Source organism: Streptomyces sp. NRRL B-24484 (assembly GCF_000717715.1).
Taxonomy (GTDB): Bacteria; Actinomycetota; Actinomycetes; order Streptomycetales; family Streptomycetaceae; genus Kitasatospora.
On the sequence record NZ_JOAI01000060.1, the window covers coordinates 1 to 20,459 of the forward strand.

Genomic DNA, 20,459 nt, shown 5'->3' on the forward strand with positions numbered 1-20,459 from the left:
AACGCTTCCTGCGCCGACGGCGACAAGTGCCGCGCGTCCCCCACCAGTCCACTCACACGGTGTTCAACGACCCAGAACCCCTACCGTTTCGGATCAATACCAGCAGCTGCCCCTGGTCCGCAGCTGAATTGCGACGCCGTCGGCGGAGAAAGGCCAGTGCCCCACCGCCCGGCTTGGCTCTATCGTCGCCGGTATGGGCAAGCAGGCTGGGAAGAAGCAGTTGAAGCGGCGTCATCACACCGTCCCGCAGCTCTACCTCCGGCGGTTCGCCGATGAGGCGGAGCAGTTCATCCGGGTCCCGGTCGGTGGTGGTGAGCGCCGGCCGATCGGGGTTGTCCATGCCACTGTGCAGAAGGACTTCTACTCGTTCCGGAATGCGGCCGGTGATCTCGACGACTCCATGGAGGATTTCTTCGGAGAGATCGAGGCCGAAGCCGCCAAGGTCCTGCGGCTGGTGGTTGAGCAGGATCAGTGGCCGTTGCCTGCCGGGGCGCGCGTCACGCTGGCCCACTGGATCGCGGCCCAGCTCGTACGGGGGCCGGCTGCCCGGGCGGTCATGGCGGAAACGCTGGACTTCTTGACGAAGATACAGATCGGGATCGGGGGCAGGCCCGAGCTCAGGAGGCACCTGGAAAGGGATGCGGGAGGGCCCGTCGCGGACGAGGAGGTCGAGGAGATGTGGAAGGAGATGACCGACTTCTCCAGCTACTCCATCGATCTGCCCGCCATTGACCATTTGAGCTCGATCCCCGAGCGCATACGAACCCTAGCCCCGCTACTGCTGGGCCGATCCTGGGTGCTCGTCCGCTTCGAGCGGAGGGCCCTGCTCACCTCGGACCACCCCGTCGCACTGGCCGCCGGGCCTAACGCAACCGAGCACACCGCGGTCGGTGTGGCGAACGCCGGGGCCATCATCCTGCCGCTGGACCGCCGGGCAGCCATCATCATGTACGACCCGGCTCCGGACTTCCGGCTCCCCGGCACAACCCGCCTGGCACGGTTCATCAACCAGCACGTGGCCTGGAGCGCCCGCGCAGCCGTCTTCCACCACCCCGATGACAACCCCCTCGACGGCATCCAGCTCCTCCCCCAGCGCGGACCGGAGCTCCAATTCAGCCACGCCCCGGACGACTTGATCCACCCCGACGGGCTCCGCCTGGAATTGGACTGACCCGGCCGTCGCGCGCAGCCATCGGGCCAGGCGAGGGAGATCGCCGAGAACCTACAGCCGCAGGTCAGTGGTAGTGATGGTCATGAGCAGCAGGTCAGCGCGGGGCTCGGGCACGCTCGATGTACACGGCGAAGGCGTGGTCGGTCATGACCAGTGCCTGAGAGGTGATCAGCGCGAGCGTTCCGACAGAGCCGGTGAACTTGATGGTCGAGACCCTGCCGTCGGTGCGCACGACCTCCCGGTCGAGCGCCTGAAGCGTGGCATAACGGTCTCCGTGTGCCAGCGCGCTGCAGACCTTCCAGAACAGGCGGGCGTGGGTCTCACCGATGCGAGTACGGGCGCCGGCGTCACCCACGATTGCTTCGTAGCCGGGGAAGGACAGGGCCTTCTTCCGGTCGACGGGCGGTACGCCAGCCGCCGCAAGCAGGGCGCGGATGCGGTCCTGGCGGGCCTCCAGGTCGGTGACCGGGTTGCCGAGCACACTCGCCATCTTCCCCGCGTTCTTCACGTCGTCCAGGTTGAGGTTGAGGGTCCGCTTGATCCGCTCCAGCTGCGTTGTCGGGCCGAGCAGCCACAACGCCCGTGCGGCATTCTCTAGGGCGGCGCGCAGCAAGGTGAACTGGGCATGGGTTTGGATCGTTACCTCGTGCCGGTCCTCGACTTGCTGCACAGCCAAACTGGCGGCCAGGGCCTGAAGGTGGTCGACGGCGACGACCAGAGCCAGGTGCGCCATGTGCGACGCTTGGAACGGGTCGGTCTTCGCGTCGTCAGCCGCCAGCTCGCTGCCAGGGTGCACCGTCCAGCCTTCCCAGCTGTCTGTGGTGGTGCGCTCTACCAGTGGCGGCACCTTCTCCAGCAATCGCTGAAGGTCGCGCAGGAGCACCGCTTCGTCGAGGTTCGCCGTCATACACGGAGGCTAGCCGTCCACATGCCCCGCGACCCAGCGGTTTACAACGAGGCACTCATGTCTCCGCTTTGAGGTAAGTGTCGGCCTTGCGCCGCAGCGCCGAAAGGTTGGGCAGCGCAACCGCGCTGGCGAACCCGGCTGTCGGTGCCGGGTGAGAAGGCGGTCGGTTAACGGCTCTCGGGGTGCTGCTCCCAGCCGCCCGTGTCCAGCACCCACCGGGTGTGCTTGTCGCTCACCCTCACCGTCCGACCTCCTTCGCGGTCCCGCTTCACCCATCATGCTCCCGGCCTCGACGGCACCACCGGGCAGCAACGTCGGAACGGCCCGCCGTCCGGGCGGGAGCGAGCCCTGCCAACCGTGGTGGTGGAGCTGCGTCCGGCAGCAGCCGGAGCGGTCAGGGGCTGCTCCAGGTCCTGCAGCTGGGCTCGTGCCAGGTCTGTCCGGATGACCGTGCCACCCTGGGAGATCCGCTCCACTCGACCAAATACGGCAGCACCCGCCAGCCGATCGGCCTGGGCCGCCAGACCGGAGGTGTTCACCGGATCGAGGGACCCCGCATACATGGGCCCGGCCCCTAGGCTCGGAACCGGTCGCGGTCCGGTCCGTGGGGCGCAGTGTGAGGTGGGGGTGGGTTGTGGGCGGTCCGGTTGTGGTGGCGGATCCGGCGGTGTTGGAGGTGGAGTTCCGGCATGTGCACCGTTTGTTGGATCCGGCGGCGTCGGGTGTGCAGCGGTGGGTGGTGGAGGTCCGGGCCGGCGGGGAGCGGGTGGGTGCCCTTCGGGCGGCGCGGGGCCTGTTCTGGCAGGCGGGGAATCTGCGGGAGCGCCTGGGGGACGAGAGCCCGTTCTTGGCGGCGGTGTCGGCGGTGTTGCTGTCCCCGGACGGGTCGTTCAGCGCTGAGTTCGAGGCCGCGGTCGACATGGCGAACAACGTCTTGGTGGTCGAGGAACTGGAGCTGGACGGGCCGTGGGCCGATCCGCTGGTCGCGGCGTCGCTGGTGTCCAGCGTGATCGACCGGCTCACCGACAACGGCTTCGCCGTCATCCTCCCCCGTGAAGCAGCCGGCGTGGCCGGGGCCGCCCTGCTCGACGAGGCGGGGGCGCTGCTGGCCGGCGAGGACTTCGGCGACGACCTGCGGATCATCGACACCGCGCTCGCCGCACCCGAGGAGGCCGCGCACCGCGTGCAGCGGCTGCTGGCCGAGCGCTCCCGCAGCGGCGGCCTCACCCGGCCCGACCCGGCCACCGTGGACGGCTGGGAGGAGCACGACGACTACGACGACGAGGAGGGCTGGTCGCTGACCGCCCAGACCCGCGCCGTGCTGCGCCTCGCGCTGGAGGACCTGGCCGCCGCCGCGTGGGCGGAGGCCGCGGCGCTGGGCAGCGAGGCACTGACCGCGAAGGCGGCAGGGCTGTTCGCGAGCCTTCCGCGGGTGACGTTCTACCAGGACGCGTCCTGGCGCCGGCAGATGGCCCGCACCTTCGACGACCTCGCCGGCGACCTGGAAGCCGGCCGGGACCTGGTGCCCGGGTGCACGGGCGAGGAGATGGCCCTGCACCTGGCGATCGCCCGGGCCGAGGAGCTCCAGCAGGACCGTCCCCGCCTCGTCGCCGACACCGTTCAGGGCCTGGCGGCGGACCCGTACGACTTCGACTGGGAGGCCTGCTCGGACCTGCTGTTCGAGGACCACGACGTCCTCATGCTGTTCGACAGCAAACTCGACGGCATCGAGGACGGCGGCAGCGAGGTCAACCAGGCACTCGGCATGGTCAACCTCGCACCGCGCGACTGGTTCAGCCCCTTCGACCCAGGCCATGCCCGCGACCCGCACCGCGGCTTCCGCCGCGACTGAACAAGAACACACGCCCGTCGGCCAGCAACCCGGCCGTCACCTGCGGGTGGCGGCCTCCGGAACGGCGGCCGGACCGGCCGCCCGTCCTCGCAGCGCCCAAGCACGGGTACGGGCTGCATCGGAGGTCCGGATGCCCTGCGCGGTCGGCGTCGAGCCTGCCAGGTCCAGCCGCAAGGAGTGGATGCGCCGGTCGAGGGCGACCGAGATGCGGTGGCGGGACCCGCTGCGGACGGCGGCGACAGTCGCGGTGCTCGTGCCCAGGCGCGCGGCAAGGTAGGTGGCGGGCCAGCCACAGGCCGCGAGCTCCGCCAGGACCGCGGCCGCCGGCCCGGCGCCGGTCAGACCGCGGCCCAGGGCCGGGGGTTGGTCACGCCGGGGCAGCGGGATGCCGAGGACGGCCTCGGCGGTGCTGCGGGCGATCCGGGCCGGACGCCTCTCCGGCGTGCGCAGCAGGCGGCGGACAAGGGTGACGGAGATCCCTGCGGCATTGGCGATGTCCTGGGCGGACATGCCGCGACGGACCAGGACGGCGGCCCGGACGGCGGCGGGGGCGGGATCGACGCGGGCGGCCCTGCCCTGGGCGCGGTCGGTGTCGCGGCGCTGGCGGGCGCGCAACGCGGCCTGGCGGCACGTGCTCCGGAGGCAGCCGTAGTCCGCGCACGACGCCTGCCCGTGCCGCACCCGACTGCGGGCTGGCCGACGCGACGGCCGCGCACCCGCCACCTGGTCCTGGCTCACCGTCACCACCCGCGCCTTGCCGTCCTCGATAGGTCTGGACGGCAGTATGCCGGGCGCCGGGCCGCACCGGACGTGGCCCCGTCCCGTGCTGCTCGCCGGGGCGAGGGCCACGTCGTGCAGCGACCGTACTGCGCGCCACCGACAGGCCATCCCCCGAACCGGCCCGGGCCGGGCGGGCCGGGCCCGGGACGGGTGTGGTGCGGTCGGGTGGTCGAGCGCGGCCGGGCGGGTGACCCTTGCGGAATGTCGGCCGGGCACCGGCGGCGGGGTGTGTCAACGGTGGAGGGCGGTGCCCCGGGGCGCCGGCCGCCCGATCGCCGACCTCTCGGGGAGTGTTCCGCCGTGTCCATCGCCCACCGGATCCTGCAGCTACTCCTCGCCCTCGCCTGCGCTGCCGGGTTGTGGACCGCCTTCGCCGCCCCCGCGCACGCGGCGTCCGCGGCGACCGAAGCCGCACCGGCCGCCGGGCAGGGCGTCGACTGGGACAAGGTCGCGGCCTGCGAGAGCGGCCGCCGCTGGCACCTCAACACCGGCAACGGCTACTACGGCGGCCTCCAGTTCAACCAGCAAACCTGGCGCGCCAACGGCGGCCTCGCCTACGCGGCCCGCCCCGACCTCGCCAGCCGCGAGCAGCAGATCGCCGTCGCCGAACACCTCGCCGCCCGCCGCGGCCTGGCCCCCTGGCCCACCTGCGGCGCCCGCGCCAGCCACACCACCGGCCACCACACCATCCCCGCACCGCGACCCGCACAGCACCCCGCCGCTCGGCAGCCCACCGCCTCGCAGCCGGCCGCAAGCCAGAGCGCGGCCGTCGCCGAGCCCGACAGGGTCGACGGGACGAGCCCCGCGGAGGACGGCACGATCGTGGTCCAGGACGGCGACACCCTCGACGGCATCGCCCAAACCCTGCAACTGCCCGGCGGCTGGCCCGCCCTCTACGCCGCCAACCAGGACACCATCGGCGACAACCCCGACCTCATCCTCATCGGACAGACCCTCCGCCTCCCCTGACAGCCCGCCGGGGCTCCCGCCCGCGGCCCCGCACAGCGGGCCCGGCAGCGCCCTGCGAGGCAAGGTGACGGCCGGGCCCGACCGGATGCGACGGCTACACCGCCTGCGACACCGACGCCAACGAACCCGATCACCTGCCGCAGCATCAAGAACGACGGAGACCCTGGTGCCAATCGCGGACCGCGGCACGATCCGCGGACTGCCTATTGGCGCCGTCGCAGAGGCCGGAGCGAGACGCCGTGACCGCCTGGTGGCCGACCGGCGAGGTGCCGGGATCCATCGCGGGCCATAGCGTGTAGGCGGATCGACCAGCGGGTCCAACGAACCGTGACCGCCCCTTCGGGAGGCTCACATGCTCGTGCTCATGCTGTTCATGCCCCCGGCGCTTCTCGGCGCCCTCCTGCTGCTCGGCCGGTTCGAGGAACGCCTCACCGACCGCCTCACCACACCACCGCCGGACGAGCCGGCGCCTTCACTGCATGAGAGTCCGGAGACCGGCGAACCGGCGCCCGCCCCGGCCGACTCCGGCCACTGACCCCGCCAGCAGTGCCGCCCGTCCCGCCCATCCGGACACGCCGACCAGGCATGCCGCACTCCCGGCCGTGACCTGCGCCGTTCGAGTGTCACCACCCCGCCCGGCCCGCCGCCCGGCACCCGCCAGGCCCGGCGCCGAAACCACTGGAGCCCGCAGGTGCGCAGCCGGGCGGAGGGGATGTCGCCATGGATCGCGGGAACAGTGGGGACTGGACGCTGCCGTGGACGCTCAAGGCGCAGCAGGTACCGCACGGCGGGTGGATCGCGGGGCTGCTTGTGGATCTCGCGGCCGACGCGCGGCGGGTGATCCGTACCGTCCGGTTCCCGCTGTACCCGGCCGCCCGGGCTTTGGGGGTTCAGCCGGTGATCGTCCGCACCGGCCTGCAGCGGCTCGCCGATGCCGGGATGGTCCGCTTCCACATCGACGAGACCCATCCGGTGGAGGGGCCGCACGTCGTCGTCGACGTCCTGCCGGTCTTCGCCGAACCCGCCGAGTCGGTCGGCTGAGCCCGGCCGGCCAGCGAGAACGGCTGAGGTGGCTGACGGTCACCGCGCCCCGGGTTCTGATCAGATGCGAAGGCCGCTGCCCTGCGGGTCGCAGGGCAGCGGCGTCCGGCGGGTGCGGGCCGCCGGTTTGGGGCGGCCGATGTGTACGGTCGACCGCCCCGGCGGGCGATGTCCTGCCGGCCAGGCGCCGTCGGAGGTGTACGTGCCGGGCGGACGAGAGCAGGACCTCGCCACGCGCCCTGGTCGGGGCGCTCGCCCGGGTTCAACGACGCAGGCCCCCCAGGGTACGAGGACGGCGGCGCGGCTGGCCGGCACTCACCGGCGCTCGGCGACACAAACCTCTGGGAAGCGTCACCAGCAGGTGCCAGGATGCCCGGATGAACGACGACGCCGCTCCCAACAAGGCCGACCAGGTCCGTCTCTACCTCGAAACCTTGCAGGCCCGCATGGACCCCGGCCAGTTCCGGGTCCTGCGCCATCTCGTCAAAGGGTCCTTCTCCGTCCTCGCCGCACCTGACGGGGAAGGCCGCCTCGACCTCGACGACGAGGACAAGGTCCACCTCACCCCGGAAGTCACCGACGAACTCCTCGTCGTCCTTGCCATCGCCGCCAGCGGCACCATGGAGCACCACGTCGTCGACCTCGGCGACGGCGCGGCAACTGTCATGGACGCCGACGCCGCGAACGACCCCGAAGCCATCGAGAAGATGCGGGACTGGGCCGCGCAACAGCGCCGCGAGCGGGAGCACACGGACGCCGTCCTGCGCGGCATCGCCGACGCCTCCGGCACCTGATGCCGCTGGCCGTCCAGGTGCGCCGAGCGGGGGTTGTTTGCCCGTCGGTGTCGCGTCCCGGCGGAGGTCAGAGCGGCGGGCGACGGCCTCACCAGCGTGCCTCCCGCCACCCCGGCCCCGCGCCGACGTAGGGTCGGGAACGCCGCGGTGGACAGGACGCGATGCCGGTGGCCCCCGCACCGTCACGGTGGCTGCTCACCTTCCCCGGCCGGCCCGGAGCCCACGGTGAGCAGGACGCCGTGCTCGTCGAGCAGCAGGCCGGCTACGGACCCCACGGACACCCGATCTACGCCGACGCCGACCGCACCGTCCGCGTGGAGATCGAAGAAGGCGGCCTCGTCCACATCTTGAGCCTCATCGGCCGCCCGGAGCCGGACACACCCGTGCACGCCCAACCCATGCGCTGAAGCCGAGACCAACCGGCCGCCGACTACGGGCGGGCGCTACCGCCAGCGGCCTCCAGCTCCCGCAGTTGTTGATCGGCGCGCTGCTGGTCGGCGACCGCGTCGATCCCGTAGTCCACCGCCTTCGCATAGGCGGCGACCCGACGCCGGGCGAGGTCGATCAGCTGCTCGCGCGGCCAGGGCTCGCCCCGGCCAGCCGCCTGCCCCGAGCGCACGTTGTCGTCCGTCACCTCGGACATCGCGCGCATCGCCGCACCCACCGCGGCCAGGTCCGACAGCTGGCCGCTGCGCCAGGCCAGGTACTCCTGGCGTAGGTAGCCGATCGCGCCGTCCTGGCCGTCCCATTCGGGCGCGTCCGGGCCCAGCGGGCCGCGGCCGGTGCCGCCGTGCCGATCCATCTGGCGCAGCTGCATCGCGGCTCCGACGGCAGCCGGGTTCGGGCCGCCGCCCGGCCCGGCAACAGCACCGCTGCCGGCGCCCGCCGGGGCAACCGCGGGCAGCGCGGCGCGGTCGAGCAGCGCGGCATGGCGCAGCACCCACTCCCGGTCGTGCATCTGCGGGGTGCCGTGGTTTGGCGCGGGCGAGGTTCAGGATCGCCGCCGTCTCCACGTGTGGCTCGGGGGCGTCCGTGTAGGCCTCCCCCGGCGTCGGGACGGCCGGGCCCGTGCTGTCGTTCGGCATCTGGCGGTTCTCCTCGATGATCTGGGCGGGCGCTGTGGACGAAGCGGCCCGCTTGGAACTCTGGGGCGCACCGTCCAGAGTCTGCAGACGGGTCCCGGGGTCCTCAGCGCTGGGCGGGGCCGGAACTCCGAACCTGACGGAATCTCAATGTCGGCGTCAACTTCGAGCAGCTGGCCTGCAAGCTCGGCTGCGGGTGCGAGCGGTGGTTCGTACGGTCGGCAGCAAAGGGGGAGCACGCGTCTACCCCAGGTTCAGTGCGCATCGTCCCCTATGGCGAACAGGCTCCGGTCATGGCCGTGGTCGTGGTGCTGGCTCGAATGCGCCGTCGAGGGCGGCTTGGATGAGGGTCTCGGCCTGCTGGGCAACCTTTGGGGGCTCGCCGCTCAGGTTTTCCTGCATGGTCTTCTGCGACATGTCGAGGAAGCTGGCCAGGTTCGTCAGGAGGTCTGGGAACCGTTCGAGGGCTGTCACCAAGGTGCTCACGTTCTGCTGCCATCCGGCGCGGAGGAAGCCCAGCGCGGCTGCCGTCAGGAAGACGGCGAGTTTGGGGTCTTCGTCCATGGCGGCCAGCCCCTGTAGGCCGGCATGGTTCTTCTTTCCGCTCAGGGCTGCAATGGCCCGGGCCGCGATCGGTAGGTGTTGGAACAGCGCGGCAGCGGTGGTGCGGACCGCTTCCAGCTCGTCGTCCGTCGTCGACTCGACGGCTTGGGTCAGGCTCTGTACAGAGATGAACTCGGCGGCGCCGAAGAGGTCTTGGGCTGGACCGGTCAGCCATGGCCCCGCGTCGCCGAAGCCCTGGCGGCGGCCGGGGGAGACCCCGAGTGCCTTCTCGACGGTTAGGGCGTGTTCCTCGGTCACATCGCCGGATTCCCCCAGCGTGAAGAGCCGGAGAAGGGAGGCGAAGGCGTCGGCGCGCTCGGTCGCGGTGATGCGGACCAGTCGCGGAATCCCTCCCTTGCGCTTGGCTGCAAGGTGTGCGGCGATCGAATCCAAGGCCTGACCGCGCTCGGCCACCGGGTCCATGCCTAGACGCTCGGCTTCCTTGGCGACTGCGCGGTCCATGTCCGCTGTCGCTTCGTGCAGGACCGCGGCAATCGCCTCGCGGACGGCGGAGGTGGTGACGGGAAACCCGTCGAGCCACAGCACCACGCGCAGCACCCGAGGGTCCTTCGAGTGCTCGCGCCAGGTCATAAGGCGTAGCAGCTGGTCGTCCGTGCCGGGCGGGTACAGCCACAGTGGACGGCGTCCGCGGTTGCCTGCCCGGGTGGGGTGAGGAAGCAGACCCTGTCCGCGGAAGGTCTCTAGCATCCGCTCGCTGATGCTGTGCCCGGCCGCAGTGGCGGCCGCGACGAGATCAGGGGTCTCCGTACCGGTTCTCGGCTCCTCGCTCATGGCGCGCAGCGTAGCTCTTGATGGACTTGTTGCAGGCGTGATCACGCGTTCTGGTCGAGGTACTCCCAGCGAGGTGGCCGTTAACTTGCAAACCGGTCAACGGGCGTTGCTACCAGCGTTTTTGTGCTGCTTACCTGATCGCAGGAGACGGTCAAAGGGGCCGCCGGAGAGGATCAGTGTGGTGATGGAAGCGAGGGCCGGCGGCGACGGACCGAAGCCGGGAGCAGAGGCGAGGCGGCCAGTGCGGCGCAGCGGTCGCGGGTGGTGCAGGTCTGGGCGATCAGGGTGCTGTCGGGAGGTTGGAGGTGCCCGTTGACTCAGTTCTCGGACAGCTCGCCTCGGCGTCGCCCTGGGCTGCGGCTGGGGCTGTGGTTGCTGCGGCGGCCCGGTACGGGCTGCCGATCCTGCCGGCTCTGCTCGCCGAGGTGCGGAGCTGGTTGAACGACGCGGCTGTGCGGCGGGCCGTACGGGGCGGGGCAACGGCGGAGCAGCTTGCTGCGCTGCAGCGGCTGGCCAGGCCTGCGCCTGCCGGTGCGGAGGAGCCTGCCTCGGCGGCCAATGGCGTCGAGCGGTGAGGATGGTTCGAGCGGCGGCGTTGGGTTTGTCGGCGTGGCCGGCTGGTCCGTGCAGCAGAGCGGTGGTGTGGTCGGGACGGCTAGGCGTGCTCTCGGATCCATTCCTGGGGGATGAGTGCGTCGCCGTTGCGCCAGTTGTGGCGTACGCACTGCTGGAACCAGGGGTCGGGGAGGTTGGCGTGGTCGCTGATGATCAGCTGGAAGTTGGGGGCGAGGCCGGTGACGAAGTCGTGCATGAGCTTGAACATGCCGCGGACGGCGTCGCGGTCGGTGTCGGTGGCCTGGTCGGTGGGGGCGCCGGTCTCCTTGGCGACGTCGGAGGGGTAGAAGGGCTGGGTGATCTGGTCGAGGAACAGCAGTCGGGGGACTGGGCGGTGGTTGAGCGTGAAGTAGCGGTGGAGGGCGAGGTGGGCGACGAGGTGGTAGCCGACCCAGTTCTCGCCGCTCCCGATGCGCAGGAGGGGTTTGACGTCGTCGTCGGTGTCGGCGAGGACGGTGAGATTGCGGATGTCGAGGCGGATCCGCCGGTCGCTGTGGGAGAGGTTGAGGTCTCGGGCCCAGTCGGTCATGGAGCCGCTGATGGCGTTCAGGGCGTGCTCCAGGCGGTCGGCCACTTCGTCGCTGTTGAGGTCGGCCTGGAGCTCGGAGACAAGGCGCTCGGCGAGGGCGACGGCTGAGCGGAGCTGGGCCAGGTTGCCGTCGCCGGTGGCGAGGCGGAGTTCCTTCAGGTGCGCGTCGATGCTGCCGCGGAGGAAGGCCTGCTGTTCGGTCTGGGCTCTGAAGCGCGCATGGTCGGCGTCGATCTCCGCGAGGGACAGCAGGGCGCCTTCGACTCCGCGGAGTTCTTCGCGTAGCTGGTCGGCCGCAGCGGTCAATTGGTCGAGGGCTTGCCGGCGCCTGGGCTGGACGGTGTGGACGGAGCTCAGTTGTCCGCGCAGCTCGTTGAGGGTGTCGTGCAGTTCCTGCACGGTGGTGTCGGCGTGCTCCAGGCGTGATCCGCACATCGGGCAGGTGCCGTGGCCATCCGCTGGGGCCTCTGCCGGAAGCAGGTCCACGGCGTGCAGGCGGGAGATTCCGCGGGCGACGACCTGGGTGTAGGTGGTCTCTTCCTTCTCCTGTCGGACCAGGAGCTGCTGCTGGTCGGTGACCTGGCGCAGTTGGTCACGAAGGTTGGAGCGCCGGGCCTCCAGCTCGGCACTTCTGGCGGCGGTATCGCTGTCACCGGGGGTGGAGCGGGGTCGTTCGACGACATCGTGAAGGGTCTGCATGGCGACTTCGCGGCTGTCGAACTGCTCGTCTGCCGGGATGAGGCCGGCGGCTTGTGCCTGGGCCAGCATGTAGTGGAGGCGTCTGTCGATATCGCGGTCGGCGGCTTCGGCCACACTGAGGTCGGTCTTCTTGCGCCGCAGGACGCGGCGGGCACCGACGAGCTCCTGCTGCTTGGCTGCCTGGTCGTCGCCCACGGCGCCGAGGAAGTAGGGCAAGGTCGCGCGGAGGCCTTCGGCGACCTGTGAGTCGCTCTGGCGGTGGAAGAGGATGCGCCGGGTGGTGACCTCGTCCTGGTTCTGCAGGCAGAGCAGCGCTGCGTGGCCGAGGTTGACCGCGAAGGGCGGCGTGATGGAACCGGGGCGCGGCTCGCTGCGGACATCACCGATACCGATGCGCCGGCCCAGTTGCTGGCGGACCTCGTCGGAGGTGTGATTCTTCTCCAGGCGCCGGTAGGGCAGCGGTTCGAGGTCGGTCCCCAGCTCCAGCATGGCGGTCTTCACCTCCTTCTGTCCCTTGCCGGGCATGGGCCGGGCGACGAAGGCCCGGGTGTCCGGGAGCTGGAAGAGGACGGCGCACCAGGCGACGGTCTGGGTGAGAGGGTCGACGGCGACGGGCGCGTCGTCGCGGCCGAGGCAGAAGTCGACGATGTCCAAGAGGATGCTCTTGCCGGTCTTGGAGCTGCCGGTGACGATGTTGAGTTCGCCGAGCCGGAAGGTGAGCTCGCGGATCTTGCCGCTCTTGCTGTAGAGGACGACGGAGCGAATCTGCACGGCTCAGGGTCTCACGCCGAGCAGGGCTAGGAGGGTGGAAGGCCGATCTACGGTGTGCGCCCAATGCCCCACGAAGGCGGCAGCTTTGAGGAGGTCGTGCAGTTCGCCTTCCGAGCCTCGGCGTGGTGGTTTGATCAGGCCTCGCACCGCTCCGGCTTCGATCCTGAGCAGCCGGTGGCGCATCCCGAAGCGGAGGCCTTCGCGCATGGCCGGGAGCATCGCCGACACGCGGGGGCCGAAGCCTGCGCACAGCACCGGGTTGCGCGCCGTCCAGGTCGCCAGGTGGGTCTTGGCCGACCTGGGCAGGGCCAGGCGTGTGGAGCGGTGCAGGACCAGCACCGGCAGAACAGTGGCCAGCGGCCAGACCATCGGCTCTCCCCGGTCGGCTTCATACCTGCGGGCGATCGTGGCCTGCACGGCCGCGATGAGCGCGGCGTTGTGATACACGGCGACCGCCTGCGGGCGGACGGGCCGGCTAGGCATGCACGACCGATCCGGTCAACGCCCGGACCCGTTCGACGAACTCCGGGTGCCAGCCAACCCGGCCCTCATCGGCCAGGCAGTGGTGCTGCCCGCGGTGGAAGAACACCTCGTCGTAGCGGTCGCGGATCTTCACGGTGACGCTGTCCAGCAAGCGCCACATCAAGTCCTCCCCCGCCCGCTGGCGGTCCTGCTCGGTGGCGTCCAGCGGCAGGGACCGCTTCATCCGGTCGAAATGGCGCTCCCACTCGTCCACCAGATCCTCCTGGTAGCGGGCAAGGTCGTCGATGGCGACCAGGTGGTCGTCAACCCACAGAACGGCCTGGGTATAGGCCCGGTAGTAGTCCATGACCGCCTTCTCCAGCTGGACCCGGCCGACGTCGACCCAGCGCAGCTGGTGGACAAAGCAGCGGTCACCGAAATCCACGCCCTCGTCCTGGGCGGCCCGCCAGTCGTCCCGGCCGACCAGGGTCGGCAGTGTCGCGGCGGTGAAGCTGTCGCGCAGGTGCTCCACCCAGCCGCGCAGCTGTTCCACGGACACACTCGTAATCTGCTTCTGCAGCATCGCTGCAGCCTGCTCGTACCACCAGGCCCACAGCTGCCGCATGAACGCGTTCTTGGGACCGTCCCCGGGCGGAAGGGAAAACAGCCGTCGCCTAACCGCCTCATCGAGGTCGTCGGACAACGGGGCGCCATCGAGGACCCGCATTCGCTGCACGAAGACGCCGCGGTCCGCCGGCGAAAGGGTAAGGAACCGCTCCCGGGTTTCCTTCGACTTCTCGGCATCGGACTCGCGAGCGGCTCGCTCCAACAACAACTGGGCCTCGTCCGGGCGCCTGACCGGGCCCCGCAACGCCGCTGCGGCGCTGCCGGGACGCGCAGCCTGAGTGGTCACCAGAGTCAGCCACGGCCCATCCGGGTCACCCGGCTGGTGGGTGTCCATCCACGACCTGATGGTGCGCCAGAGATCGTCGTCCTTGTCCCCAAGGGTCCGCACCGAACGCTGGTGATACTTCACCTGCAACAGGTCAACAGCGCGGTGCCCGTTCTCCCACGCAACATCGTCGTGCATCTCCAGGCTGATCGCCCCGTCCGGACGCTCCTCCACCGCGCCACGAAGCAGCTCTAACAGTGCCCAGCGGGCCTGGTACAGGTAGCCGAGAGCTGAAGCCGACGCATCGTGTGAGACCGGAGAAGGCATGATCCAGTCTCCAGAGAAATGACCTTCCGTGTCTAGATAACAGCAGAATGCTCTGCCACTGGACGTCAGCGTGCGAGAGTCAGGGTGAGCGGCTCGTTGGGGCAGTCGGCGGTGAGACGGTGAAGGGTGTCGGCTTCGGCCTGGTCGACCGTGAGACCCCAGCGGGTCTTGATCGCAGTCCAGTCGGCGAGGTAGGTGCAGCGGTAGGAGGCCGCGAGAGGGAGCCAGTCGGTGACGTCCTTGTCCGCCTTGGACCGGTTGGAGCGGGCGGAGACCGCGACCAGCGCACGGGGCTCGTCCAGATCGTTGGCATAGGTCTCCCGCTCCTTCGCGCTCCAGTTCGAGGCGCCGGAGTCCCATGCCTCGGCGAGCGGTACCAGGTGGTCCACGTCCAGGAGCCTGGCGTCCTGCAGCACTAGGTCGTCGTACGGGGAGAACCACTCGCCGCCGGCCAGCGCGCACTTCGCGCCCACCATCGGTGCCTCGGTCGCCTCGGCGATCAGCACCTCCTTGCGGGTGTCGCAGCCGTCCTTGTCCGCGTCGACCCAGTGCCGGAACGCGGTCCGCACGTAGCCGGTGCGGTCCTCGTCCGCGACCGGCAGCGCGTCGATCGCCTCGTACAGCGTCGTCGACACCGACTCCCCCGCCGCCCGGTGAGCCACGGTGGTGCGGGTGGTGGCGTGGGCGGGAAGGGTGAGCAGCAGGGTAGCCGCGACTGCGGCGGCGAGGGCGGCGTGGATGCGCACGAGAGGTCCTTGGCGTGGTGACGGGCGGTCGCCCGGTCCAACGCGCGGATCCGGCCGGGGTGTCGGCCAGATCGATCGTGGTCATCCGAATGTGGCAACGTCGGTGTCCGCAGCTTGGACGGTCACTGCCCTGCGGCGTGGAGGGGCTCGGTTCAGGCAGCGCCGGAGAAGGTCAGACCTCCGTCGGCCAGAGTGCGGCGGACTGGTGCGGGGGCTGGCTGTTCGGTGCCGGGCGGCGGCAGGAACAGGGCCCGGTCCACGGGCGGCAGCGGGCGCCGGTCGGCCGCCTCCGGCCGGTCGGTAGCGGGGGCAGAGAACTCGGGCAGGCCCAGCGGGCGACGATCATCACTCATGCCCGCCAGTATGACCGCCCGTCAGCAGGGTAAGCGGCGCAGCGTCACTCCGGTGACCGGCTGAGGTACTGGTCCGACCGAGCAGGCCGGCGCGGGGAGGGCGGTCGGCGCATGGACTACTGGTCGGCGAGGGCGGCCCGGAACTCCTGGGTGGTCACGAACACCGACCCGAGCACGGCCCGCTGGCGGCCGTCGGCCCGGTTCCGGTCGGCCGTCTCGACGGCAGCCCGCATCCGGGTCTCGCGGAACCGCTCGACCGTGTCGGCGAACTCGTCCGGCACCGGGCGGCGGTCGACGATCCCCGCGACGACGCCGTAGAGCGTCGGGGCGCCGTAGGTCTCGAACCGCCAGCCGAGCGAGCGGGCGGCGACCCGCATCGCCGAGCGCAGCAGGTCGAGCCCGCCGAGGTCTTCGGCCTCGGCTCGGGCCAGGCGCACTTCCCAGGCCCCGCCGTAGCCGCCAGCCCTGGGCGGGCAGGAACGGGTGAGCAGCGGGGGCAGGACGGCGACCAGGCGGCTGTGGCGCGGGTCCGCGGCGAGGGAGGGCACGTTCCGGAGCCTACGGCGCCGACCCTGGGCCGCGCGGGTCGTCCGGATTAGTCCGACGAACGACCGCCCCGGTCCCGGGGCCTGGTGCGGATCGGCGCAGGTCGCACGGGAGTTGATTCGCGCGCTGAGTGGTGTATGCCCGCGCGGTTCCCCTTCCCTGGCCACGTGTCGGCGGGTCTCGAAGTCGGTGCCAGCAGGGGGTTGATCGGCGCTGTGAACTACCTACCGTCCCGGCCTGTCGGATCGCTGAGAGGCAGTCAGGGCAACCATCGCCTGCTGCCATCCGGGGCGGATCCGACGTCCACCACCCGTTGAGTGAATGGAGATATCACCGTGGACGAGACCGAGAGGACGCCGCACGGCACCGACAAGGCGACGCGCCGGCCGGAGGACGGCACCGAGCACCGAAAGCAGCCGTCCGAGCCTGCTGGCGCCGGCCGGGTCGTCCCGGCGTGGCGGGACCCGTCACGGCTGAGCGGCCTGGTGGTCGGGCGCCTGTTGTCCGGCGCCGGATCGTGGGCCGCGGGCGAGCTGTGGCATCTGGTCACCGAGCAGCTGCCCGGCGACCGGGACTGAAAGGGCGCGGCGGTCCGGCCCCTGCTCTTGGGGCCGGACCACCGGTGCGCTCTGCTCAGCGGGCGTCGTGGGCGTCCATGAAGGCCTCGATGTCCGCCAGGAGAGTCGCGGCCTGCGTCTTGATCGCGTCGGTCGGGGCTCCGTGGCCGCGGCCGGGGGAGTCGTTCAGCGCGTGGCGGGTGGTGGCGACGACGGCGCGCAGGAGCCGGGCGGCGTCCTTGCCGTCCTTCTCGGCGATCGCCTCGCGGGCCTCGTCGAGCGCCGGGGCGATCGCCCGCTCGTGCTGGGGCTTGGCGTAGGGGCGGGCCTCGGCCCACAGCTCGGTGGCGCGGTCGGCGAGCGGCACCAAGGCAGCGGCGGCGCGCTGGGCGCCGAGGGTGCTGCGGACCAGCAGCGTGGTGATCGCCGCGCAGCCGACCGCCCCGATCGCGAGGCCGGCAAGGGTGTAGGTGTTCCAGGTGCGGGGGGCTCCGACGGCGATCGGCAGCAGGAACGCCGCCGACCAGGCCACGACGAGGGAGCCGGCCGCGATCGACAGCCGAGTGCGGTACTCGTGGTCCGGGCCGCCGATCAGCCGGACCAGGGCGCCGGACAGGAGGTACGGCAGCGGCAGAAACCACAGGGTGGCGCTCGCAAGCAGTACCGGATTGTCGTACACGGGGGGCCTCCTGGTCGGCTGTTCGACGACCGCATCATGCCAGTGCGCAGTGACAGCACGGGCGGCGAGCCCGCATCGGCAGGAATGCTCGACCTCGCGGCAGCACCCTGACCAGCCGCAGTGGCCGGCAGCTGGCCGATGCTGGGCCGCACCTGGGTCATGTCGCCGGGCCGACGATCAGATCCTTGACCAGGGCCACAGTCTGCGCCGGCGCGAGGGTGCCGTGGTCGGAGCCGACCGCGACACACACTGAGATGAGCAGCTGCAGCAGCGCGGCCCGCTGCAGCTCGGAGGGCGCGAGCCGCCACGGCTCTCGCGCTGCCACCGCGCCCGCATCCCGATGGTCGGCGAGGCACTCCAGCACCAGGGCCGTCAGGGGATCCGGCGTCCCGCGGGCCACCTGCCGCAGCCGCTCCACCCCGGCGCGCTCCGGCAGGCCGTACACCGGCCTGGTGGCCAGGACACCGAACAGGAACAGCGCCGCCTGCCACACGGCGCCCTCGCCCCGGCGCTCCAGCTCCGAGACGAGCAGTCGGCCGGTGGCGCCGTCCCCGGACATGACCGTCTCGTGGACCGCGAGGTCCACGAGCTCCTCGACCTGCAGCGATTCCACGTCCATAGGGCCGAACCTACGCCGACGCTCCGACATGCCGGGACTCGCGGTCAGGCCGCTGCGCCGGGCTCGGGCAGGACGACGACGGCAGCGCCCGTGGCCTCGCTGACGGCCTGCGCCAAGGCCTGGCCGGCAGCCGCCGTCTACTCGACCAGGTGCCGGGTGTCCGAGGCGGCAACGTCGCCGGCGGCGGTGCGGGCGAGGAGTTCGAGGACCTGCTCGCCGCGGGCTTCGAGCCGTTCGACGGCGGCGAGCTTCTTCAAGCGACGGCCGGCCTCTTGCGGCCGCGTGCCCGACGGGCACCTGCGCACTGCCGGTCCGGCCGCGGGCGTGCGACGGCCGGGGATTGAGGGGTGGTGGGCGGCTCTGCTGCGCGGGCGGAGGCCCTGGGCGGCCCCTATGTTGGGGATGAACTAGGACAAACCCGTTCCCGATGGTGTTTTGGAGTCTTCGTCATGAACAAGGGACAGCTGGTCGAGGCGGTGGCCGGGCAGCTCGGTAGCCGTGCCGCGGCGGAGGAGGCCGTGGACGCGGTCCTCGACGTCATGGTGCGGGCGGTCGTGGCCGGGGAGCGGGTGCAAGTCACCGGCTTCGGCACGCTGGAGAAGGTCGAGCGGGCCGGGCGTATGGCCCGCAACCCGCAGACCGGCGAGCGCGTGCGGGTCAAGAAGACCAGCGTGGCGCGCTTCCGCCCGGGCCAGGGGTTCAAGGACCTGGTCTCGGGCGCGAAGAAGCTGCCCAAGTCCGGCCCGGCCACGGCCAAGGCGCCCAAGGGCTCGCTCACCGCGGGGAAAAGCGCCGCAGCCGCGGCCGCGCCCGGCCGGAAGCGGACCGCGGCGAAGCGCACCGCTGTCGAGGCCACGACCGCACCGGCGGCCACGAAGAAGACCACCGCCAGGAAGGCCGCATCGGCGGTCAAGAAGACGCCGGTGACCGCCAAGAAGACCACGGCGCGGAAGGCCACCACGACAGCGAAGAAGGCTACGGCGCCCGCCAACAAGACCGCGCCGGCGACGGCGAAGAAGGCGACGCCGACCAAGCGGGCCACCCGCCGCACCAGCGCATGAGCAGCACTCCGGGCCCGGGCCATGGGCGTGGCGGGCGCCGTCAGGAGGTGTGGTGGCGCATCGCGCGGGACGCCGTCGTCGTTCGGCAGTAGCTGATGCTGTGCAGGACACCCGCGGGGCGCCGCAGCCGCACCGCCGAGGATGAGGCGACGGTGCCGGTCGGCGTGGGGTGATGGGCGCGGCTCGCGCGAGTCGGCCGGAGCGCACTGCGTGGTTGCCGCAGTGGCGTCGTCGGGCGTGCTGGTCAGGTTGCCATGGCTCCGGCTGCTCGCTGGGCCAGTTCGTTCGCGGCGGCGGTGTTGAGCCGTTCGAGTCGGGCTTGGAGGTCGACGACGGCGTCGCGGATCTTGACGGAGTGGACGCCGGCTGCGGTGTCGAGGAATTCCGACCAGGCGGTGAGTGCGCCGTCCTGGTCGTCGCGGCGTAGCCGGACGGTGCCGAGGTCGGCGAGGACGATGGCGCGGGAGCGGCGGCGGTCGAGGCCGTGGATGTCGAGGGCTCGGTTGAGGTGGTCTTCGGCGGCGGTGTTGTCGCCGAGGCGGGCGAGGATCATGCCGGTGTGGTGGGCCCAGCGTCCGATGCTGAAGTGGGAGGCCCAGGAGGCTCCGGGGGCGTCGGCGGCGCGTTCGATGTGGGTCTGGGATGCGGCGATGTACTGCATGGCGAGGTGGCGGTTGCCGTCGAGGGCGGCGGCGTCGGCGAGGGTGGTCTCGTAGTAGGCGAGGGCTTTGGGGTCGAGGCCGCGGGCTTGTTCGACGCACTGTTCGGCGAGGCGGACGGCGAGGGCGGGGCGGTGAAGGTCGATGGCGCGGATGGCGCGGCCGCGCAGGGCGGTGCAGGCGAGTTCGGGGTCGCCCGCTTCGCCGGCGAGGACGTAGGCGTGGTTGTAGTAGTCCTCGGCGAGGTTCTGGTGGCCGGCGTCCTGGTTCATCCAGCCGATGAGGTGGACCATCTCGGAGGTGGCTGCGTAGAGCTGGCGGCCGGTGTTCTCGGTCCACCGGCCCTGGAGCCAGCGTGAGACGTCGCCGTGCAGGTAGGTGACGGCCATCTGTCGGGCGGTTCCGCCGCCGAGTTCGGCGGCGGCGTCGCCGAGGACGCGGGTCATGGCCCTCACGGCGTTGACTTCGCCTGGTCCGACGCGGACGGTGGCGTCGGTCTGGGCGTTGAGGCGTCGGAGTACGGCGTCGGGGTCGGGCAGGCCGAGGGCGGTCAGGGCGCCGGCGGCGAGCGCCTGTCGTCGGTTGAGCACGTCGCTCTCGCTCCTTCCGTGTTCCATCCTTCCAAGCTCCAGCAGAGACTTCACGGTATCGACTTCGCCGTCGTCGAGGGCCGAGACGCCGGTGAGGCGGGCCGGGCTGATGGCCAGTGCGCGGGCGACGGCGGCGATTGTCGTCGTGGTAGCGGGCCTCCCGCCAGTCTCCACCTTCGCCAGCAGGGACTCCGAGATTCCTGCGCGGCGGGCGAGCTGGGGCTGGGTCAGGTCGGCGTCCTCGCGTGCCTGCTTGATCCGTTCGCCGACCGCGTCGGGCTGGCGGGGGCCGGCGCCAGGCGTGGTCCGGTCGCTGCTGGTCGTGTGTGACTGGGTGTGCAAGACGTGTGCAACTCCCCTCGA

General features: G+C 71.3%; 22 protein-coding genes. 9 read left to right on the forward strand and 13 right to left on the reverse strand.

Features of this window, described 5'->3' with window-relative positions:
- The first annotated feature begins 193 nt into the window (after positions 1–193).
- Positions 194–1,171 carry a DUF4238 domain-containing protein gene (locus tag IE98_RS0136700; RefSeq protein WP_030276367.1) on the forward strand — a complete coding sequence of 326 codons (978 nt, stop codon included), beginning with the start codon at positions 194–196 and terminating at the stop codon, positions 1,169–1,171.
- A gap of 94 nt (positions 1,172–1,265) precedes the next feature.
- Here the strand turns inward: IE98_RS0136700 and IE98_RS0136705 are convergent, their stop codons facing one another.
- Complete coding sequence (locus tag IE98_RS0136705) at positions 1,266–2,078, reverse strand: hypothetical protein (protein ID WP_030276368.1); 813 nt, start codon at positions 2,076–2,078, stop codon at positions 1,266–1,268.
- An 865-nt stretch (positions 2,079–2,943) separates the two neighbouring features.
- Between IE98_RS0136705 and IE98_RS0136710 the strand changes: the two genes are divergently transcribed.
- Positions 2,944–3,930 carry a hypothetical protein gene (locus IE98_RS0136710; RefSeq protein ID WP_234443818.1) on the forward strand — a complete coding sequence of 329 codons (987 nt, stop codon included), beginning with the start codon at positions 2,944–2,946 and terminating at the stop codon, positions 3,928–3,930.
- 36 nt (positions 3,931–3,966) lie between these two features.
- Here the strand turns inward: IE98_RS0136710 and IE98_RS0136715 are convergent, their stop codons facing one another.
- Entirely contained in the window at positions 3,967–4,545 is a 579-nt protein-coding gene (locus IE98_RS0136715) for a hypothetical protein (RefSeq protein ID WP_030276372.1), read from the reverse strand.
- A 465-nt stretch (positions 4,546–5,010) separates the two neighbouring features.
- Here IE98_RS0136715 and IE98_RS52405 point away from each other — a divergent pair, with 465 nt between their 5' ends.
- From IE98_RS52405 to IE98_RS0136740, 5 genes are all read left to right on the forward strand, one after another.
- On the forward strand, positions 5,011–5,679 hold the full coding sequence (locus IE98_RS52405; RefSeq protein WP_052391460.1) for a transglycosylase family protein: 669 nt from the start codon (positions 5,011–5,013) through the stop codon (positions 5,677–5,679).
- 352 nt (positions 5,680–6,031) lie between these two features.
- Positions 6,032–6,214: a hypothetical protein gene (locus IE98_RS0136725; RefSeq protein ID WP_030276376.1), complete on the forward strand. Its 183-nt coding sequence runs from the start codon at positions 6,032–6,034 to the stop codon at positions 6,212–6,214.
- Between the two features lie 185 nt (positions 6,215–6,399).
- The gene (locus IE98_RS0136730; protein ID WP_030276378.1) at positions 6,400–6,720 is read left to right on the forward strand and encodes a hypothetical protein; all 321 of its coding nucleotides are present in this window, start codon (positions 6,400–6,402) and stop codon (positions 6,718–6,720) included.
- Positions 6,721–7,097: 377 nt separating this feature from the next.
- Positions 7,098–7,514 (forward strand): hypothetical protein, encoded by a 417-nt coding sequence (locus IE98_RS0136735; RefSeq protein ID WP_030276380.1) that lies wholly within the window; start codon positions 7,098–7,100, stop codon positions 7,512–7,514.
- 167 nt (positions 7,515–7,681) lie between these two features.
- Positions 7,682–7,921 carry a DUF6296 family protein gene (locus IE98_RS0136740; RefSeq protein WP_159401169.1) on the forward strand — a complete coding sequence of 80 codons (240 nt, stop codon included), beginning with the start codon at positions 7,682–7,684 and terminating at the stop codon, positions 7,919–7,921.
- A 23-nt stretch (positions 7,922–7,944) separates the two neighbouring features.
- On the opposite strand, the gene IE98_RS0136745 is transcribed toward IE98_RS0136740, so the two are convergent.
- The 8 genes from IE98_RS0136745 to IE98_RS0136785 form a co-directional block, all read right to left on the reverse strand.
- Positions 7,945–8,472, reverse strand: coding sequence for a hypothetical protein (locus IE98_RS0136745; protein WP_030276382.1), 528 nt, complete (start codon positions 8,470–8,472; stop codon positions 7,945–7,947).
- A 415-nt stretch (positions 8,473–8,887) separates the two neighbouring features.
- Positions 8,888–9,991: a hypothetical protein gene (locus IE98_RS43660; protein WP_043175996.1), complete on the reverse strand. Its 1,104-nt coding sequence runs from the start codon at positions 9,989–9,991 to the stop codon at positions 8,888–8,890.
- 655 nt (positions 9,992–10,646) lie between these two features.
- A complete protein-coding gene (locus IE98_RS51460) occupies positions 10,647–12,605 on the reverse strand; it encodes a DUF3732 domain-containing protein (RefSeq protein WP_030276385.1) in 1,959 nt (652 codons plus the stop codon).
- 3 nt (positions 12,606–12,608) lie between these two features.
- Positions 12,609–13,088, reverse strand: a complete 480-nt coding sequence (locus IE98_RS0136770) for a three component ABC system middle component (RefSeq protein ID WP_030276386.1) — start codon at positions 13,086–13,088, stop codon at positions 12,609–12,611.
- Positions 13,081–14,286: an ABC-three component system protein gene (locus IE98_RS0136775; protein ID WP_030276388.1), complete on the reverse strand. Its 1,206-nt coding sequence runs from the start codon at positions 14,284–14,286 to the stop codon at positions 13,081–13,083. The genes IE98_RS0136770 and IE98_RS0136775 overlap by 8 nt, the downstream gene beginning before the upstream one ends.
- A 65-nt stretch (positions 14,287–14,351) precedes the next feature.
- Complete coding sequence (locus tag IE98_RS0136780) at positions 14,352–15,032, reverse strand: HNH endonuclease family protein (RefSeq protein ID WP_030276391.1); 681 nt, start codon at positions 15,030–15,032, stop codon at positions 14,352–14,354.
- 152 nt (positions 15,033–15,184) lie between these two features.
- A complete protein-coding gene (locus IE98_RS47235; RefSeq protein ID WP_078661602.1) occupies positions 15,185–15,385 on the reverse strand; it encodes a hypothetical protein in 201 nt (66 codons plus the stop codon).
- Between the two features lie 116 nt (positions 15,386–15,501).
- Positions 15,502–15,933: a hypothetical protein gene (locus IE98_RS0136785; protein ID WP_030276393.1), complete on the reverse strand. Its 432-nt coding sequence runs from the start codon at positions 15,931–15,933 to the stop codon at positions 15,502–15,504.
- 333 nt (positions 15,934–16,266) lie between these two features.
- On the opposite strand from IE98_RS0136785, the gene IE98_RS0136790 reads away from it, so the two are divergent.
- Positions 16,267–16,509 (forward strand): hypothetical protein, encoded by a 243-nt coding sequence (locus IE98_RS0136790; protein WP_030276396.1) that lies wholly within the window; start codon positions 16,267–16,269, stop codon positions 16,507–16,509.
- Positions 16,510–16,564: 55 nt separating this feature from the next.
- Here IE98_RS0136790 and IE98_RS0136795 read toward each other — a convergent pair whose 3' ends face one another.
- A complete protein-coding gene (locus tag IE98_RS0136795; RefSeq protein ID WP_030276398.1) occupies positions 16,565–17,167 on the reverse strand; it encodes a hypothetical protein in 603 nt (200 codons plus the stop codon).
- A gap of 157 nt (positions 17,168–17,324) precedes the next feature.
- Positions 17,325–17,786, reverse strand: a complete 462-nt coding sequence (locus IE98_RS0136800) for a hypothetical protein (RefSeq protein ID WP_030276400.1) — start codon at positions 17,784–17,786, stop codon at positions 17,325–17,327.
- A gap of 449 nt (positions 17,787–18,235) precedes the next feature.
- Here IE98_RS0136800 and IE98_RS0136810 point away from each other — a divergent pair, with 449 nt between their 5' ends.
- Positions 18,236–18,847, forward strand: a complete 612-nt coding sequence (locus IE98_RS0136810; RefSeq protein ID WP_030276402.1) for an HU family DNA-binding protein — start codon at positions 18,236–18,238, stop codon at positions 18,845–18,847.
- 244 nt (positions 18,848–19,091) lie between these two features.
- On the opposite strand, the gene IE98_RS0136815 is transcribed toward IE98_RS0136810, so the two are convergent.
- Positions 19,092–20,438 (reverse strand): helix-turn-helix domain-containing protein, encoded by a 1,347-nt coding sequence (locus IE98_RS0136815; protein WP_234443820.1) that lies wholly within the window; start codon positions 20,436–20,438, stop codon positions 19,092–19,094.
- Positions 20,439–20,459 lie beyond the last annotated feature (21 nt).

What these genes read in the sequence shown, in the direction of transcription:
- IE98_RS0136700 (WP_030276367.1), top strand. Translation starts at nt 194, where the DNA reads ATGGGCAAGCAGGCTGGGAAGAAGCAGTTGAAGCGGCGTCATCACACC.
- IE98_RS0136705 (WP_030276368.1), bottom strand. Translation starts at nt 2,078, where the DNA reads ATGACGGCGAACCTCGACGAAGCGGTGCTCCTGCGCGACCTTCAGCGA.
- IE98_RS0136725 (WP_030276376.1), top strand. Translation starts at nt 6,032, where the DNA reads ATGCTCGTGCTCATGCTGTTCATGCCCCCGGCGCTTCTCGGCGCCCTC.
- IE98_RS0136730 (WP_030276378.1), top strand. Translation starts at nt 6,400, where the DNA reads ATGGATCGCGGGAACAGTGGGGACTGGACGCTGCCGTGGACGCTCAAG.
- IE98_RS0136735 (WP_030276380.1), top strand. Translation starts at nt 7,098, where the DNA reads ATGAACGACGACGCCGCTCCCAACAAGGCCGACCAGGTCCGTCTCTAC.
- IE98_RS0136745 (WP_030276382.1), bottom strand. Translation starts at nt 8,472, where the DNA reads ATGCACGACCGGGAGTGGGTGCTGCGCCATGCCGCGCTGCTCGACCGC.
- IE98_RS43660 (WP_043175996.1), bottom strand. Translation starts at nt 9,991, where the DNA reads ATGAGCGAGGAGCCGAGAACCGGTACGGAGACCCCTGATCTCGTCGCG.
- IE98_RS0136770 (WP_030276386.1), bottom strand. Translation starts at nt 13,088, where the DNA reads ATGCCTAGCCGGCCCGTCCGCCCGCAGGCGGTCGCCGTGTATCACAAC.
- IE98_RS0136775 (WP_030276388.1), bottom strand. Translation starts at nt 14,286, where the DNA reads ATGCCTTCTCCGGTCTCACACGATGCGTCGGCTTCAGCTCTCGGCTAC.
- IE98_RS47235 (WP_078661602.1), bottom strand. Translation starts at nt 15,385, where the DNA reads ATGAGTGATGATCGTCGCCCGCTGGGCCTGCCCGAGTTCTCTGCCCCC.
- IE98_RS0136800 (WP_030276400.1), bottom strand. Translation starts at nt 17,786, where the DNA reads ATGGACGTGGAATCGCTGCAGGTCGAGGAGCTCGTGGACCTCGCGGTC.
- IE98_RS0136810 (WP_030276402.1), top strand. Translation starts at nt 18,236, where the DNA reads ATGAACAAGGGACAGCTGGTCGAGGCGGTGGCCGGGCAGCTCGGTAGC.